Source organism: Methylomonas sp. 2BW1-5-20 (assembly GCF_052474515.1).
This window is the reverse complement of record NZ_CP184127.1, coordinates 3,290,890-3,307,103: the sequence shown is the minus strand read 5'-3', so window position 1 is coordinate 3,307,103 and position 16,214 is coordinate 3,290,890. Positions and strand designations below refer to the sequence as shown.

Annotated in this window: 14 protein-coding genes, 1 other RNA gene and 1 pseudogene; 10 read left to right on the top strand and 6 right to left on the bottom strand. The window is 54.1% G+C overall.

The features are described from left to right. Positions 1-292: 292 nt before the first annotated feature. Entirely contained in the window at positions 293-1,324 is a 1,032-nt protein-coding gene (locus ACH50O_RS15245; RefSeq protein ID WP_446808622.1) for an agmatine deiminase family protein, read from the top strand. A gap of 75 nt (positions 1,325-1,399) precedes the next feature. Then, entirely contained in the window at positions 1,400-2,284 is an 885-nt protein-coding gene (locus ACH50O_RS15240) for a carbon-nitrogen hydrolase (protein WP_446808621.1), read from the top strand. Positions 2,285-2,347: 63 nt separating this feature from the next. Here ACH50O_RS15240 and ACH50O_RS15235 read toward each other — a convergent pair whose 3' ends face one another. Beyond that, positions 2,348-4,573, bottom strand: coding sequence for an Rne/Rng family ribonuclease (locus ACH50O_RS15235; RefSeq protein ID WP_446808620.1), 2,226 nt, complete (start codon positions 4,571-4,573; stop codon positions 2,348-2,350). Positions 4,574-4,992: 419 nt separating this feature from the next. Between ACH50O_RS15235 and rluC the strand changes: the two are divergent. The 8 genes and pseudogenes from rluC to ACH50O_RS15195 all read left to right on the top strand — a co-directional run bounded on the left by rluC (position 4,993) and on the right by ACH50O_RS15195 (position 10,706). After that, positions 4,993-5,951: pseudogene (gene rluC, locus ACH50O_RS15230) on the top strand (23S rRNA pseudouridine(955/2504/2580) synthase RluC). Further along, on the top strand, positions 5,935-6,582 hold the full coding sequence (locus ACH50O_RS15225) for an HAD family hydrolase (RefSeq protein WP_446808619.1): 648 nt from the start codon (positions 5,935-5,937) through the stop codon (positions 6,580-6,582). Before rluC ends, ACH50O_RS15225 begins: the two are co-directional and overlap by 17 nt. Positions 6,583-6,589: 7 nt before the next feature. Continuing rightward, positions 6,590-7,573, top strand: coding sequence for a signal peptide peptidase SppA (gene sppA / locus ACH50O_RS15220; RefSeq protein WP_446808618.1), 984 nt, complete (start codon positions 6,590-6,592; stop codon positions 7,571-7,573). Between the two features lie 117 nt (positions 7,574-7,690). After that, positions 7,691-7,787: signal recognition particle sRNA small type (gene ffs / locus ACH50O_RS15215), an RNA gene on the top strand. Positions 7,788-7,820: 33 nt separating this feature from the next. Further along, the gene (dnaX, locus tag ACH50O_RS15210; RefSeq protein ID WP_446808617.1) at positions 7,821-9,419 is read left to right on the top strand and encodes a DNA polymerase III subunit gamma/tau; all 1,599 of its coding nucleotides are present in this window, start codon (positions 7,821-7,823) and stop codon (positions 9,417-9,419) included. A gap of 17 nt (positions 9,420-9,436) precedes the next feature. After that, positions 9,437-9,760: a YbaB/EbfC family nucleoid-associated protein gene (locus ACH50O_RS15205; protein ID WP_446812157.1), complete on the top strand. Its 324-nt coding sequence runs from the start codon at positions 9,437-9,439 to the stop codon at positions 9,758-9,760. 2 nt (positions 9,761-9,762) lie between these two features. Then, entirely contained in the window at positions 9,763-10,359 is a 597-nt protein-coding gene (gene recR / locus ACH50O_RS15200) for a recombination mediator RecR (RefSeq protein WP_446808616.1), read from the top strand. An 8-nt stretch (positions 10,360-10,367) separates the two neighbouring features. Further along, entirely contained in the window at positions 10,368-10,706 is a 339-nt protein-coding gene (locus ACH50O_RS15195) for a histidine triad nucleotide-binding protein (RefSeq protein ID WP_446808615.1), read from the top strand. Between the two features lie 56 nt (positions 10,707-10,762). Here ACH50O_RS15195 and ACH50O_RS15190 read toward each other — a convergent pair whose 3' ends face one another. Genes ACH50O_RS15190 through ACH50O_RS15170 form a run of 5 tightly spaced genes read right to left on the bottom strand, consistent with a single transcriptional unit; the run spans position 10,763 to position 16,102 of the window. Further along, on the bottom strand, positions 10,763-11,755 hold the full coding sequence (locus ACH50O_RS15190; RefSeq protein WP_446808614.1) for a polysaccharide deacetylase family protein: 993 nt from the start codon (positions 11,753-11,755) through the stop codon (positions 10,763-10,765). Then, on the bottom strand, positions 11,752-12,609 hold the full coding sequence (locus tag ACH50O_RS15185) for a hypothetical protein (protein WP_446808613.1): 858 nt from the start codon (positions 12,607-12,609) through the stop codon (positions 11,752-11,754). The genes ACH50O_RS15190 and ACH50O_RS15185 overlap by 4 nt, the downstream gene beginning before the upstream one ends. Before the next feature lie 54 nt (positions 12,610-12,663). Beyond that, the gene (locus tag ACH50O_RS15180; protein ID WP_446808612.1) at positions 12,664-12,930 is read right to left on the bottom strand and encodes an acyl carrier protein; all 267 of its coding nucleotides are present in this window, start codon (positions 12,928-12,930) and stop codon (positions 12,664-12,666) included. Between the two features lie 31 nt (positions 12,931-12,961). After that, the gene (locus ACH50O_RS15175) at positions 12,962-14,065 is read right to left on the bottom strand and encodes a 2-oxo acid dehydrogenase subunit E2 (protein WP_446808611.1); all 1,104 of its coding nucleotides are present in this window, start codon (positions 14,063-14,065) and stop codon (positions 12,962-12,964) included. Between the two features lie 9 nt (positions 14,066-14,074). Further along, positions 14,075-16,102 (bottom strand): alpha-ketoacid dehydrogenase subunit alpha/beta, encoded by a 2,028-nt coding sequence (locus ACH50O_RS15170; protein WP_446808610.1) that lies wholly within the window; start codon positions 16,100-16,102, stop codon positions 14,075-14,077. Positions 16,103-16,214: the final 112 nt, after the last annotated feature.

Sequence of the window (16,214 nt, the reverse complement as noted above, 5' to 3'; positions counted from 1 at the left end):
CTCGTCAACGGCATCGGCGGTAGGCTGGCGGGCTGGAAACTACAGTTTCGGCTGTGGCATCCCGCCAGCGGACTCATCGGTCATTGCAACCCCGGCGACTCTCTTCCTTCTGGTTTGGCGAACGGCCTATCGACCGCTTTGCGGTACCGACAACAATCCCGCTGTAACAGGGTTTTCATATCCGAATATGTGCCGCAATAACATTTAAAACTCCGTGGAATAGGCCTTAACCGGTCAGCATTGATACAATAAAGCATTATTTCTCAAAGCCACATTATCCAGGGAGTACTTCATGATTCGCTTTCCAGCAGAATGGGAAACACAATCAGCCGTTATCATCGCTTGGCCGCACCACAGCGGCGACTTTACCAATCTGTCCGCTGTCGAAGACACCTATCATTTTGTCGCCACCACTGTCAGCCGGTTTCAACCCCTGGTAATTATTTGCAAGGACGGTGAGCATCAGCAGCATATTCAGACGCAACTGGGCCACAACGAAAAGATTCATATGGTGCAGGCCGATTACAACGATATTTGGCTGCGGGATACGGTGTTTTTGACGATGGAATGGCTGCATCCCAAAGCCAGCGTGCAGTTGCTCAACTTCCGTTTCAACGGCTGGGGCAAGAAATATCCGCATGCGGCCGATGATGCCTTGAATCTGGCGCTGTTTGCGCATCCGATTTTTAAAGGCCATCCCACCGCGACGCTGGATCTGGTGCTGGAAGGCGGCAGCGTGGAATCGGACGGTCAAGGTACCGTGATGACTACCAAAAATTGTCTGCTCAACCCAAACCGCAATCCGGGTTTATCGGAAGCGGCGATTGCCGGCCAGTTGCAAAACTATTTGGGCGCGAAGCGCATTCTGTGGGTCGAGCAAAGCAATCTGGCCGGCGATGACACCGATGCGCACATCGACACGCTGGCGCGGTTTTGCGATGTCAACACCATTGCTTATACGGCTTGCGAAGATAGCGAAGATCCGCATTTCCAAAGTTTGAAAAACATGGAAGCGCAGTTAAAAACCTTTAAAACCGCGAGCGGAGATGCTTATCGTTTGGTGGCGCTGCCCTTGCCGAAACCGATATTTGACGAACAAGGCCAGCAATTGCCGGCCAATTACTCGAATTTCCTGATTATCAACGGCGCGGTATTGGTGCCGGTGTATGACGATGTGATGGATTCAGTAGCGCTGGAACGGCTGAAAAGCTGCTTCCCGAACCATGAAATCATTGCCACACCTTGCCGGCCGTTAGTGCATCAATACGGTAGTTTGCATTGCGCTAGCATGCAGGTGCCGGCATTTGTTAAATTGAATTTCTAATTTTTCATCTAATGTTTCGGTGCAATACGCCGCGGCTATTGCACCGCACCCTATTGCCTTTAAAAATCTCAACTCATGAAAAAATCGATTATCGCCTGTGCCGTGCAGCAACCTTGCAATCGCGGCCGGGAAATCAATCTGGCTTATTCGATCAGCCAAATAGAAAATGCCGGCAAACAGCACGCCGACCTGGTGGTGTTGCCGGAGCTGCATCTCGATCATTATTTCTGCCAAAGCGAAGATACCGCGTGTTTCGATTTGGCGCAGCCGATCCCAGGCCCGGCTTGTGAAACGCTGGCTGAAGTGGCCAAGGCCAATAAAGTGGTGATCGTTTCGACGATCTTTGAGAAACGGGCGCCGGGGTTGTACCACAACACTGCCGTAGTGTTTGACAAGGACGGCAGTATTGCCGGTACTTTTCGGAAAATGCATATTCCCGACGATCCGGGGTTTTACGAGAAATTTTATTTTACGCCCGGAGACTTGGGCTTCACGCCGATAGAGACGTCGATAGGCAAGCTTGGTGTGCTGATTTGCTGGGATCAATGGTATCCGGAAGCTGCGCGCCTGATGGCTTTAGCCGGCGCCGAGCTGCTGATTTATCCCACCGCGATTGGTTGGGATCCTGTTGACGATGCCGCGGAGAAGCTACGTCAGCGCGACGCCTGGATTACCGTGCAACGCGCGCATGCGGTAGCGAACGGCATTCCGGTGGTTTCCTGTAATCGGATTGGGTACGAAGCCGCGCCGGATGATGCCGGCGGTATTCAATTCTGGGGCAATAGCTTTATCGCCGGCCCACAAGGCGAGATATTGACTAGCGCGGATGACAATCAGGATGTGCTGTTGTTTGCAAACCTCGATTTGCAGCGGAGCGAGGATGTCAGACGAATCTGGCCGTTTCTGCGGGATCGCAGGATAGATGGCTATGCGGATTTAACGAGACGGTTTATCGATTAAACGCCGATGCCTGCAAAAATAGAGTAAGCCGGGCAACAGTTTTAGCGGTTGCCCGGCTTTTCATCACTCTTCGCTGGCGCTACCGGGGCTAGGCTCTTGATGCGAATCGGTATTGCGGTTGCTGCTGCGCTCGGCAAAATCCCTGTCGTAAGAGCGTGGCTGGCTCGCGGCTTCGCCGTCGGAAAAGCTGGGTGCGGGCGGTACCGGACGTTCGCCGCCCTGATTATTGCCTTGGTTATTCTCGCCAGCTTCGCCGCCGGCATTTTGCTCAGGACGTTTCTCGCCACCATTGCGTGGCCCGCGTCTGCGGCTACGGCTGCGGCGGCTGCGCTCTTGGCCACCGTTTTCTTTTTTAGCGGCTGCTGCGTCGCCGGCATTTTCCTGGTCAATCACCACGGCTTGCTTCGGCTCGGCTGGTGCGTTGCCCGTCGCTTCAGTGTTTGCCGGGCTGTTGGGCGGACGACGGTTATTGTTGCGGCGGTTGTTGTTACGGCCTGACGCTGAACGTTCGCCTCTTTCTCCTCGGTCGCCTCGATCACCCCTGTCTCGACGATTATTTCTGCCGGATCTGGGTTTGTCTTCACTGCTTTTTTCTGAGGCTTCCCCGTTTTCGGCGGCTTTGCTATTGCCGATCAGGCGCTGCCAGAAGCGTTGAATCAAACCGGCAGAGGTTTTTTTGCTTTGTACGGGGGCGGGTGAGTCCGGCAGAAATTCCTTGATCGCGGCTTTTTCGGCTTTGGGGCCTGCCTGTTTGGCAAATTCCGGCACTGTGATGTCTTCTTCCTTGATATGCAAATGGCTGGCTTTTTCTTCGCTGCCTTCACCGGCGGATTTGATGCGTTCGATGTCGTAGGCCGGGGTTTCCAGATGCTTGCTGGGCAGCACGATAATGCCGACTTGCAGTCTGGTTTCGATTTCCTGAATCGCCGCACGTTTTTCGTTGAGAAGGAAAGTCGCACAATCGATAGGCAGATGCGCAATGACGCGCTCGGTGCCTTTTTTCATCGCTTCTTCTTCGATCAAACGCAATACGGCGAGCGTGACTGATTCGACATTACGGATGGTGCCTTGGCCCTTGCAGCGTGGGCAGGTCAGTTGCGTGGAGTCGCCCAGCGAGGGACGCAGACGTTGTCTGGACATTTCCATCAAACCAAACCGGGAGATGCGGCCGGTTTGGATGCGAGCGCGGTCGATTTTTAACGCATCGCGCAGACGGTTTTCCACTTCGCGTTGATTTTTGTTGGACATCATGTCGATAAAATCGATCACGAACAAGCCGCCCAAGTCGCGCAAGCGTAGCTGGCGGGCGATTTCGTCGGCGGCTTCCAGGTTAGTGTTCAGCGCGGTTTCTTCGATGTCGCTGCCTTTGGTGGCGCGTGCAGAGTTGATGTCTACCGAGGTCAAGGCTTCGGTGTGATCGATGACGATGGAGCCACCGGACGGCAGCGACACTTCGCGCCGGTAGGCCATTTCGATCTGGGTTTCGATCTGGTAGCGGCTGAACAGCGGCACGCTGTCCTGATAAAGTTTGGCCTTGTGCAGATTATGCGGCATCACCTGTTTCAGGAAGTTATGCACCAGTTTGAAGGCGCCTTCCTGGTCGATCAGGATTTCGTCGATGTCGCCGCGCAAGTGATCGCGCAAGGCGCGGATGATCACGTTGCTTTCCTGGAAAATTAGAAAGGGCGCGACTTGTTCGCTGCTGGAACGGTCGATGGCTTCCCAGAGTTGCAGCAGGTAGTTCAAGTCCCATTGCAGTTCTTCGACGTTTTTGTCGGAGCCGGCGGTGCGGATTATCAAACCCATGCTGTCCGGGATTTCCAGCGCGGCCATGGTTTCGCGCAATTCGCTGCGGTTATCGCCTTCAATACGGCGCGAGATGCCGCCGGCCTTGGGGTTGTTCGGCATCAGCACCAAGTAGGTGCCGGCCAGACTGATGTAGGTCGTTAGCGCCGCGCCTTTGTTGCCGCGTTCTTCTTTTTCAATCTGAACGACGATTTCCTGGCCTTCGCGAATATTGGATTTGGAGGATTTACCTTCTTCATTATCGCCGGTTCTATATTCGGGGGCGATTTCCTTGAACGGCAGGAAACCGTGTTTTTCAGCGCCATAATTAACGAAGGCGGCTTCGAGGCTGGGTTCTACCCGGGTGATGATACCTTTATAAATGTTGGATTTTTTTTGTTCTTTTGACGGAACTTCGATGTCGAAATCGTAAAGTTTCTGACCATCTACCAAAGCCACCCGCAGCTCTTCGGGCTGCGTGGCGTTGATAAGCATTCTTTTCATTAAATTATCCTTATTGTTATTTGTATCCTACTTAGAGCTTAAACAGGTTTGGTTGTCGCGGATAAAGGCGGCGTATTTCCCAATATGTACTAAGTGAGCGGCCAGACTGACTGAAAACTGCAATGGATTGTAGTAATTGTCGCAGTAGGTTATCGGCAATGCCGAGGGTGGCGCTTGAAAAGTGGGAGATCTGTTATACCGAACTCTATTCTAAGGATGCAGCTCGCTCATCATGGGTTGAGCGATAAAACCCGAAAAAAATTCTTTTAGGCTGGCGCGAAGATACAACGCTAAAACCCTGTCTTTAAATTTTTATAGTTAAAGTCTATCCAAAGATAAACTAGCCTAATATAGCAATGTTTATAGGCAGCAGCAATTTTAAACATGGTTAGCGGATATGTTGTTATTATTTGCGCCATATGAATACCGCATCAAATCAGACTAATCCGCAAGTGCAATGGCTGGAAATTACCGAGGCAAACAGTGAACAAAGGCTCGATAATTTTTTGATCACATATCTTAAAGGTGTCCCCAAAACCCGTATCTACCGTATGGTCAGAAAGGGCGAAGTTCGGGTTAATAAAGGCCGTATCGACGTCAGTTATAAATTGCAGTTAGGCGACATCGTGCGGATTCCGCCGGTCAGAGTCGCGGAAAAAAAAGACGAAATCATCGTCCAACCCACCTTGAAGTTCAGTCTGGAAAACCACATTCTCTACGAAGACGATGGCTTTATCGTGTTGAACAAGCCTGCGGCTTTGCGGTGCATGGCGGCAGTGGTATCAGTTCGGGAGTGATCGAAGGGCTCAGGCAGATCAGGCCGCAACAGAAGTTTCTGGAGTTGGTGCATAGGCTGGACAAGGAAACCTCCGGTTGCCTGTTAATTGCCAAGAAGCGTTCGATATTGAAGCTGTTACATGATTTGTTTCGTGGTGAAGGCATTCAAAAGACTTATCTGGCCTTGCTGGTCGGACAGTTTCAGCGCAAGAAACAGCTGGTAGAGGTACCCTTATTGAAAAATGTCGCCCAGGGCGGTGAGCGGATGGTGGTGGTCAGTCAGGCCGGCAAATCCGCGGAAACTTTATTCACCCGCTTGAAACAGTTTCAGGATGTAACCTTGGTGCATGCCGCGCCGAAGACGGGACGGACCCATCAGATCCGCGTGCATGCCGCCTGGTTGGGGCATCCGATAGTGGCCGACGATCGTTATGGCGATGACGACACGAATAAAGCCTTTAAAAAACGCGGTCACAAACGTTTGTTTTTGCACGCCGAGCAATTGCAATTTGCCCATCCGGTAAGCGGAGCCTTGCTGCACTTCACGGCGCCCTTACCCGAGGATTTACAAGAATTACTGAATCATGAAAAACCGCTTTGATTTAATCATTTTCGATTGGGACGGCACTTTGATGGACTCGGTGGACTGGATCGTACATTGCATCCGGCAGGCTGCGATGCGTTGCGGCTGTGCGGTGCCGACGGTTCAGGCGGTCAGGGACATCGTCGGTTTGAGCATCGAGAACGCGATGAAGCAGTTGTTTCCGGATGAAGATGGCGAAAGCCGGCAAAAGATAGCCGCCGATTACGCGAAAACATTTTTTACCAAGCAAATCGGTCCGGCCGACTTATTTCCAGGTGTGCATGACATGCTGGAGCAGTTTCGTAACCAAGGTTACCGGCTGGCAGTCGCTACCGGCAAGAAAAGCGCGGGTTTGCATGCGGCGATCAATGCTACCGGTGTAGCGGATTTATTTTCTACCACGCGCTGTGCGGATCAAACCGCTTCCAAGCCCAATCCGCTGATGCTGGATGAAATCATTATCGAATTGGGCGTGGATAAACAGCGTACCTTGATGGTCGGCGATTCTGTGCATGATTTGCAAATGGCTTTAAACGCGCAAGTGGCGTCGGTCGGCGTGACTTGCGGCGCGCATTCCGCGGCGACCTTGCAAAAGTACAATCCCTTGTTGTGTTTGAACTACCCCACCGACTTAATCGGAATCATATAGGAGACAAATGGTGGAGAATAATCACGATCTTCCCAAAGATATTGCTGAAAACAATCCCGGTTGGGAGAAGTCGGTACTGGAAAAATTGGCGTTTGCCGCGATTGACGAACAGAAAGCCGCGCGGCGTTGGGGAATATTTTTTAAGCTGCTGACATTCGCGTATCTGACAGTTGCGTTGGGCATAGTGATTTATCCGAAATTTAAGGATGGCATCGATTCCACTACAGCCGAGCATGTGGCCATCGTCGATGTATTGGGGCAGATTGTCGAGGGCGAGGCGGCTAGTGCCGATACGGTGATCGAGGGCTTGCGCGATGCGGCGAAAGATAAAAATACCAAGGGTATCATCCTCAATATCAACTCGCCCGGCGGTAGTCCAGTACAGTCGGCATACATTTACGACGAGATCAGACGCTTGAAAGCCCAGCATCCGCAGTTGCCGATTTATGCGGTGGTTGGCGATATGTGCGCCTCCGGTGGTTATTATGTTGCCTCGGCCACCGACAAAATATTCGTAAATCAGGCCAGCATCATCGGCTCCATCGGCGTGATTATGAACGGTTTCGGTTTTACGAGCGTGTTGGACAAGCTGGGCGTGGAGCGGCGTTTGTTGACCGCCGGCGCACACAAAGCCATGCTCGATCCGTTTTCACCGGTCAATCAGCAAGAAAGTAAGCATATGCAGTCTTTACTGGATCAAGTGCATCAGCAGTTCATTGGTGCGGTACGGGAAGGGCGCGGCAAACGTTTGAAGGAAACCGATGCGCCGGAAATGTTCTCCGGGTTGATTTGGACTGGCACCGAAGGCGTCAGGCTGGGCTTGGCGGACGATTTTGGTAGCGTGGATAGCGTGGCCCGCGACCAGCTCGGCACCGAGGAGAAGGTCAACTTTACCCCGCAGGAACGCTTGATCGACCGCCTTGCCGGCAAGTTCGGCGCCTCGTTCGGTCACGCTATCGCCAGCAGTTTACCTATCCCGGCGATTCAGTAGTCGGGCGGCGTATTGTCGGAGCTATTTACTTATTTTTGGCAAGACAGTTGCTTATCGATTGGCTTTTAAGGATAATGCGCCTCTCTTCAGCGTCTCGCTGATGTTTTATGGTTACTGTGTCGGTCCTCTCGCAACGATACGCTGTAAACCCCGCCAGGTCCGGAAGGAAGCAACGGTAGCAGCAGACTCGTGTGCCGGGATGTGGCTGGCACAGTAGCCGCCCAATTCTTGCCTTTCCGCGTTGCTAATGGCTTATCAGGTTCTTGCCAGAAAATGGCGTCCCAGCAACTTTACTCAGCTTGTCGGTCAGGAGCATGTCAGCCAATCGCTGATGCACGCCTTGCAGCATGATAGATTGCATCACGCCTATCTGTTCACCGGTACGCGCGGCGTCGGTAAAACCACGGTGGCGCGGATTCTTGCCAAAGCCATCAACTGCGAAAATCTGAAAGATTTCAATCCCTGCGGCGAATGTTCGGTGTGTCGAGCGTTTGAGCAAGGCCGGTTCATGGACTTAATCGAAGTCGACGCAGCCTCCCGCACCAAAGTCGAAGATACTCGCGATCTGCTCGACAATGCGCAATACGCGCCCAATCAAGGTCGGTATAAAGTCTATCTGATCGACGAAGTGCACATGCTGTCCGGCCATAGCTTTAACGCCTTGTTAAAGACCCTGGAAGAGCCGCCGCCGCACGTCAAATTTCTGCTGGCCACCACCGATCCGCATAAAATTCCGGTCACGGTGCTGTCGCGCTGTCTGCAATTCAATCTAAAACGACTGTTGCCGGAGCAAATTGACGCGCAAATGCAGTTTATCCTGGGCCAGGAGCAAATCGCTTTCGAGCCGGCGGCGCTAAAAATGCTTGGCCGAGCCGCCGACGGCAGTCTGCGCGATGGCTTGAGTCTGCTGGATCAGGCCATTGTTTACGGTAGCGGCAGTGTCACGACGGAAGCGGTGATCGGCATGCTGGGTACCGTCGCTCAGCAGCCTATCGACGACATATTGCTGTCGTTGGCGACTGGGGATGCGCGAGCCTTGCTGGCAAAAATTGCCGATGTCGCGGAACTAACACCGGATTTTGCCGATATTCTGCAACAAATACTGAGGGTATTGCATCGGGTCGCGCTGTTACAGCAAATGCCGGACTTCGTTGATCAGGAGTTCGACAAGCAATTGCTGGAAACCCTGGCCAAGACTTTATTGCCGGAAGACGTGCAACTGTATTATCAGATCGGCTTGATCGGCCAACGCGATCTGCCGCTGGCACCCGATCCGCGCAGTGGTTTTGAAATGGTGATGCTTAGGATGCTGACTTTCCGGCCACAAGCCACGGAACCGCAACTGGTTGAGTCCGTCAAACCTGCAGCGACTAAGCCTGCAGCAGGTGTTTCGATGCAGGCGCCGCAGGCAGTAGCCGAGGCCAAAGCTATCGAAGAACCTCGCCCGTTACCTACAGTACAAGCCGCCAAGCCTGGTAATTGGACGGAAATTATCGCGGCGTTGAATATCAGCGGCCGTACCCGTGAGTTGGCAAATAATTGCGTACTTGACGGTATCGACGACAGCAGCTGCCGCTTGCTGCTCGACCCGAGCTTCCAGCAGGTCGGTACTAAAGCCGAAGAAAACTTAAGGGCCGCATTGCAAAATTATTACGGCAAAACCTTGAAATTGGTGATTACTCAGCAAGCGGTTCAGCAAATGACGCCGGCGCTGGAAATTCAAAAAGCCCGCGAAGATCGGCAGCAAGCCGCAGTCGATAGCATTAATACCGATGAAAATGTGCAGGCTTTGAAAGATACGTTTGGCGCCAGAATCATGCCAGGTAGTATCGAACCGCTGAATTAAATATTGGAGAAACGATGATGAAAAATGCGCTAGCGGGCATCATGCAACAAGCCCAAAAAATGCAGGACAACTTAAAAAAAGCCCAGGAAGAACTGGGAGCGATGGAAGTGCGAGGTGAATCCGGCGGCGGCCTAGTGACAATTGTGATGACCGGCAAGCGCGAAGTGCGCAAGGTCAGCATCGATCCATCCCTGGTCGGCGACGACAAGGATATGCTGGAAGATTTGGTGGCAGCTGCGATCAACGACGCGGTGCATAAAGTCGGCAAAATGAAAAAAGAAAAAATGGCCGACGTCACTGCAGGCATCCCGATTCCACCCGGTTTCCAAATGCCGTTCTAAACATGCAAAACCAGGGTTTGCTGAAAGAGTTGATTCAAAGCTTATGCTGCCTGCCGGGCGTCGGGCCGAAATCGGCGCAACGCATGGCTTTTCATCTGTTGCAGCGCAATCGCGACGGCGGCATGCAGTTAAGCAAAATGCTGGCTAGGGCCGTCAACGAAATCGGCCATTGCCGCGAATGCCGGACCTTGACCGAAGCCGAGTTATGCGAGGTCTGCGCCAACCCTCTACGAGACGCGGACACTATCTGCGTGGTCGAAAGCCCGGCCGACGTTTGGGTGATCGACCAAGCCACCACCTTTAAAGGTAAATATTTTGTGCTGCACGGCCGCTTGTCGCCGTTGGATGGTATCGGTCCCGATCAGCTTGGCTTCGAGTTACTTGAGCAGCGAATGGCTGCCGGGCAAATCAAGGAAATCATTCTGGCAACCAATTCCACCGTCGAAGGTCAGGCCACAGCCCATTTCATCGGCGAAGTCGCCAGTAAGTTCAATATCCGAGCCACGCGCATCGCGCATGGCGTACCGATGGGCGGCGAGTTGGAATTTATCGACAGCGGCACCTTGGCGCATGCCTTTAACGGTCGCCGGGAATTTTAGGAGGAAACATGACTGATTGTTTGTTTTGCAAGATGGCCAGTGGAGAAATCAAGCCGGATGTGGTTTACGAAGATGAGCAACTACTGGCGTTCAGGGATATTCATCCGCAAGCGCCTTTGCATGTGTTGATTATTCCGAAACGCCACATTGCCAATTTAAACGAGCTGGACGATGCCTTGTTGGGCGGATTGATGCTACAGACTGCCGCTAAAATTGCTGGGCAGTTTGGTTATGCGGATAGCGGCTATCGAACGGTGTTCAACTGCAACGGCGATGGTGGGCAGACTGTGCATCACTTACATCTGCACCTGCTGGCGGGTAGACAGATGCACTGGCCGCCGGGTTAACGCAAAATATAAAAACAAAAAAGCCGCGTAATTCGCGGCTTTTTTTGTCTGCTCGATTAATGCTGTTCCAGCCAGTCTTTAATCTCAAGTGGGGTCATGGTCGTGCCGCCCAACTCCCGCATAAAAAAGTCGAAATAGCGACGGCATTTTTCTAGAAACCGTTCAAGATCCGCGTCGTTTTTCACGTAAGGCGTACCGCCCGGCATCACCGACGGCGAATGAAAGCTGAACACAAAGATTCGCACGCCATCAGCCAGCAAAGATTGGGTCAGACGGCGCATTTCCGGCTCACTGTAATCCTCGGGCGAGAGTCTAATACGTTCCAACAGCCGCAGCCTGGCGACGGCGCCCGATATTTTTGCCTTGCGCAGCCAAGGATGCATCAGTTGCCGGTAAAGCGGCGTTCCACCCGCTTTCAGCTGCCCCACATAACCGCCGGAGCCTGGTAAACCGAGCAGGCGGCGCCGGCTGCCAAACCAAAATGGGGCACTGGAGTAGTCAGAGTAATCCGGGCCGCCGTCGGCACTGTAATCGATGGAAGCGGCGACACTGATATCGACCTCGTAGCCAAGCTCTTCGAGAATCTCGCCGGTATTGGGGCCAAAGCCGTAACGGCCCGCAAGATAAGTTAATGGCGGGCGGCCAAAGGAGCTTGTGATTTGCTCGGTGAGTATCCTGAGTTTTTTATGCTCCAAAGCGCGCGGCAAGTTGCCGGGGTAGGAGTTGCGCGCATTGATTTCCTCTTCGAACGGCGGCGACACCCACGGATGTAGATGCGCACCGATCAGCGCCCGGCCGGAATCGGCGAAGGCTTTAAGCGGGCCAAACGCTTCCGCTTTGCTGGCGATTGGATAGTCGATGACGTAGTTGGGAATTATGCCGAAACTATCGAAAACACCCTGCGCCCGGTCGATGTAGCGCATGTGCGTGACGCCTGTGGCGTTTCTATCATACGACTTACTCCAGTCGAATTCCTCTTCCGTGTGGATGACCACGCTCAGGATGGGGCGAGTATCAGGATCAACGTGGATTGGTTTTCGCTCGCTCACAGGTCCAGTCCTACGATCTCGGAATAAAAGTTGCTGATGTCGGATTCGGCCAGGGTGTCGCTACGAAATACTTTGTTGCGATAACCGGCCAGTTCGTGAGAAATCAGCGGTAGTCTGGGTAGTAAGCGTGATTCGACCCGGGTGTAAAAACAGCCGTTTTGTAACAGGTGCGAGCCGAGGGTATGGCGGTGAGCCAGGAATAACTCCGGGTCGCTGAATCCAAGTATCATTGCGCCCGGTACCCCCTTTAATTTGTTCGGCTTCCAGGCTATGTGGCAATACGCGCCATGTTTTCCCACTGCAAGATGTCTAAGCCAGGGCAGATGCCGGTGATCATGAAATACCTTGGCATCTGCTGGGGCCAGCGCTTGCTCGATTGCGTCGTAATCGGTAAGCACACGAACGCCGCCGAGTCGGGCAAATGACCAGGGAAGATTGGGCCAGAGTGCGTGGCGTTCGTTCATGGGCTTGAACTTCAGAAATTGTAGTGTCTTCGATACGACTTCGGTCGGTGTCAGGTCTGTGAAATGGAAACCGGGCTGCGACACGACTGCCATCGCCAGCCGCATGCTTTGTGCGCGAAAGGCTTCCAGCACACACCAACTGGTGATATTACAGAACTGTTCCGCTTGGCCGCGGATGATGCGCTCGGCGTAGATAGCGCCGATGCCGCCGACGATTTTGCCCTCATCGCGAATCAGAAAACCGTTATTGGGTTTGGCGACTCCCCAGTTCTGCTGGAAAGCTTGCGCCCATTGTTCGGCGCTGCGCTCGGAGCTGAGGTGTTCCGTGAGAAATTGGCAGAAAGCGAGCAGGTCGCCGTCTTGAATCGGTTCCAGCGTCGGCATGGCCATGATGATTCCTTCAGCGCAATGGCGTCAAATAGGCGTATGGGATGATTATTCTGGTTAAGCTTGTTTGCCGGAAAGCAGAAAGTTCGTCATCGCATTGATCGAGCCGAGGTTGTCGATATTCATGTCTTCCTGCTTGATCCGAAAGTCGTAGCTAGCCTCGAACCAGACCACCAGTTCCAATATAGCCCCGGAATCCAGCAGGCCGGTGGCGGGCAGGATGTCGTCGTCAGTGACGCCGGACGCGTCCATATCCAACGCTTTGGCAAGTTCTATTACCTTGGTGCGAATCGCGGCTTTAATCTCGTCGGGGTTTAAATTCATCTATCGGTGGCCTCTGGTTTGTGTGTATGGGTTATGCCGGGCGGGACAACGCCAGCAACACCTGTGCGACGTCAAAACCCGTGAGAACGCGATGATCGTAAGTGGCGCCCAGTACAGCCTTGTCCGAATTTTTCGGGGCGGCGTGGGCGATAATCAGCGATGTCTGCGGCGGTAAAATAGGGGTGTGGCGGCTGACATTCCAGCGAGCCATACTCGAAAACGATAAGGTGGCGCCGGAGGCTTCCTGCGGCGGCAGCTTGTGAGCCATCGCGTGGCGTTGTACCTCGCCAAGAGCGCTGATGAATTGCGCCGCGTCCATGTCTTGAGTGTCGCGGACCACGGTCAGATAAAGCATCGCGCCGGCCTGCACGGTAAAGCCGATATTCACCGGCGTATATTGGAAACGCTGGCCGTTGACTATCGTGGAATTAATCAGCGGACGCTCGCGGCCCAATTCGGCCAGACGAAAGGCCATCAACGGCAGCAAGGGCGAAAGCATCAGCTTATGTTCCGCCGCATAGGCGGCGGCCCGCTCTTCCCAAGGTTTGGGGTCGTATTCGACTTCCAGATAGGCTGACGCCGCAAAATCCCGATGCCAAGCGACTGTATGCAGCATGCCGGCGGTTTCCGGCGATAGCTCCTGCAATTCGCCGGCAACGTTTGGCGCGTCTTCCCGGCGGATTGCCGCCTGGGCCGATACGGCGGCTTTGCCGGGCTTGCCGCCCTTGCTCAACCAAGCTTCGATATCGGCTACCGATAGGCGCTCGCCGCTGATGGGGACTCGGGCCGGATCGATGTCCAGCTCCTTCAACATGGCTCTGGCTTTTGCGGTGGGTTGGCGCACAGCGCTTGCTGTTGACGAAGTGTCCTTGGTTTCTTCCGGGATCGTTTCGTCGCGCGTGGCGCCCAGCCAGAACATCACGGCGCCGACGCGGATTTTTTGGCCTGGTTCGCAGTCGATCCTCAGCACGTAGCCGTCCTGTTCCGCTACCACGTCTATCATGGATTTGTCGGTTTCGACGGTGGCGACTACGTCACCGCTATTGACGAACTCTCCTTGCTTGATGTCGATGCTGACGACGTCCACGAACTCGTCGTTGATGTTCACGCAGGGGACGGTTTGGAAAGTGGGCATGGCGGTCCTTTAAAAAAGGTCGAGAATTTGCTCGATTATCGATTGTTCGTCGGGAATAATGCTGCGCTCCAGGCTGCGGGCGGAGGCGATGGGCACCGGTGGCGTACCGATGCGGAGAAACTGGCCTTTGAATCCGGATTCGAGCAAAGCGGCGGCGATTTCGGCGCTGACGCCGAAGTCGTGGTGAGATTCCTCGATCACGACTACGCACTCCCGCGTTGCCAGATGCTTGATCAACGATTCGCGCGGCAGCGGCGACAGCAGCGACGGCGAGACGATTTCAACTTCCAGCTCTTCTTCGTTTTCCAGCCTGTTTGCCACGGCTTCCGTCATCGTCAGCATGCCGCCGTAGCTTACTAAGGTTAGATCAGGTTCGTTCGCACCGCGACGTAATGTAGGGAACAGGTGGGTAGCGACATCATCCGTTGCCGGCAGCGTGACATAATCCGCCGGATCCATTTTTTCGCCGTAAAGCAGTTTGTGCTCAAGAAACAGCACCGGGTAATGCCAGCGCAATACGGCGTCGATCAGGAGTTCGGCAGCATTGTGTCTGTGGCTGCCGTAAACCACCGTCAGGCCCGGCACCGAGGTAAACAGGTGTTCCGGGCTTTGGCTGTGCGTGGGGCCGTAGCCACGCCGGCCACCGCAAGGCGTGCGGATGACGATAGGTACCGAGGTATCCGCGAACATGCCGGGAAACTTCACTGCGTGGTTGAGTAGTTGATCCAGGCATAGCGACAGGAAATCGGCAAACATGATTTCCACAATAGGCAGGTAGCCGTCAAGTGACAAGCCTATAGCCGAGCCGGTGATGCCGGCCTCGCTGATCGGGGTGGAGATGACTCGGCCGGGAAATTCGCTGGACAGACCTTGCGTCACTTTGAAGGCGCCACCGTAAGGGTCGTGCAAGTCTTCGCCGATTAATAGTGTGCGCTGATCGGACTTGAGCAGGAATTGCAAGGCGGTGTTAAGCGCTTGCCGTACATTACTGCCGGCCGCGACAGGCGGATAATCGGGCAAAGGGTGTTCAAGTTGGGCAGTGAAGATGTGTGTTGGGGGTTCGGCGAGTGTGGCTTCCGGCGAGGCGTTGGCGGCCTGGCGTACCGTTTCCACAAACTCGCGATTTCGGGCCTCGATAGTTGCCAGCGTATCGGCTGGCAACTGCCTGGCTAATGCCGCCAAGGGATCTCGGGCGCGAATTTCGTCAAGTTCGTTTGGATCGCGCAGATCGTCGCCTTTGCTGTGAGGACCCATCCTCCGGGTGTCAATCACCAGGAAACCGGGGCCGCGACTCGCGCGTACTGCGCTGACGGCTTCCGCTACTTTACGGCAAAATGCGGGATCATTATCTGCAAGGCGCCAAGTGGGTAGTCCGAATGCCGAGCCGCGAGCTTCGATGTCGCCGCCCAGGTTATCGCGGCTGACGGTGGTCTGAGAAATACCGTTGTTCTCGACCACGACCAGCAGCGGCGCTTTCCAGACAGACGCCAAATTCATCGCTTCGTAGACCAAGCCCTGGCCGAGCGTGCCGTCGCCGATGATGGCAGCCACAATTCCGGCTCTGCCGTGCAGCTTGCGCGCCAAGGCCAAGCCGGCGCCAATGCCCAACATGCCGCCCTGAACGCCGTTGCTGTGAAAATTTCGGTGGACCAAATGTTGGCTACCGCCCCAGCCGCCGCACGCGCCGGCTTCGCGGCCCATAATTTCGCCAACCAGCCCGACAAAATCACCCGAGTACGACAGGAAATGACCGTGATTGCGATGATTGGAAAGCACTGCGTCATCCGGATGATCCAAGGCGCGCACTACCGATAATGCGGTGAGTTCTTGGCCGATGCAGGTGTGGGTGGTGCCCGACACCAGACCTCGGGAAAATTGATCGAGCACCAGTTCTTCGGTAAGACGAATCAGGTGACCGTAAGCATAAAGACTTTCCGGTTCAAGCCCGATTTGCGGTTTGCCATGCTCGTCGCGCGTGAAACCGGGTACTTCCCAAGTTTTTTCCTCCGGAAAGCGCGCTACTTTGTATGTGTCCATGTATTGATTCCGGCGGTCTTGGATAGTGCTTTAGTCATAAGAATATAATTTACGCGAACCGGCAGTGCCGCGCAAGAACCGATTGAGCCGATCCGGGATGCGAAATCATCTG

Bases quoted from the DNA above. Each gene is read 5' to 3' on its own strand.
- ACH50O_RS15245 (WP_446808622.1), top strand. From the start codon at position 293: ATGATTCGCTTTCCAGCAGAATGGGAAACACAATCAGCCGTTATCATC.
- ACH50O_RS15240 (WP_446808621.1), top strand. From the start codon at position 1,400: ATGAAAAAATCGATTATCGCCTGTGCCGTGCAGCAACCTTGCAATCGC.
- ACH50O_RS15235 (WP_446808620.1), bottom strand. From the start codon at position 4,573: ATGAAAAGAATGCTTATCAACGCCACGCAGCCCGAAGAGCTGCGGGTG.
- ACH50O_RS15225 (WP_446808619.1), top strand. From the start codon at position 5,935: ATGAAAAACCGCTTTGATTTAATCATTTTCGATTGGGACGGCACTTTG.
- sppA (WP_446808618.1), top strand. From the start codon at position 6,590: ATGGTGGAGAATAATCACGATCTTCCCAAAGATATTGCTGAAAACAAT.
- dnaX (WP_446808617.1), top strand. From the start codon at position 7,821: ATGGCTTATCAGGTTCTTGCCAGAAAATGGCGTCCCAGCAACTTTACT.
- ACH50O_RS15205 (WP_446812157.1), top strand. From the start codon at position 9,437: ATGAAAAATGCGCTAGCGGGCATCATGCAACAAGCCCAAAAAATGCAG.
- recR (WP_446808616.1), top strand. From the start codon at position 9,763: ATGCAAAACCAGGGTTTGCTGAAAGAGTTGATTCAAAGCTTATGCTGC.
- ACH50O_RS15195 (WP_446808615.1), top strand. From the start codon at position 10,368: ATGACTGATTGTTTGTTTTGCAAGATGGCCAGTGGAGAAATCAAGCCG.
- ACH50O_RS15185 (WP_446808613.1), bottom strand. From the start codon at position 12,609: ATGGCCATGCCGACGCTGGAACCGATTCAAGACGGCGACCTGCTCGCT.
- ACH50O_RS15180 (WP_446808612.1), bottom strand. From the start codon at position 12,930: ATGAATTTAAACCCCGACGAGATTAAAGCCGCGATTCGCACCAAGGTA.
- ACH50O_RS15175 (WP_446808611.1), bottom strand. From the start codon at position 14,065: ATGCCCACTTTCCAAACCGTCCCCTGCGTGAACATCAACGACGAGTTC.
- ACH50O_RS15170 (WP_446808610.1), bottom strand. From the start codon at position 16,102: ATGGACACATACAAAGTAGCGCGCTTTCCGGAGGAAAAAACTTGGGAA.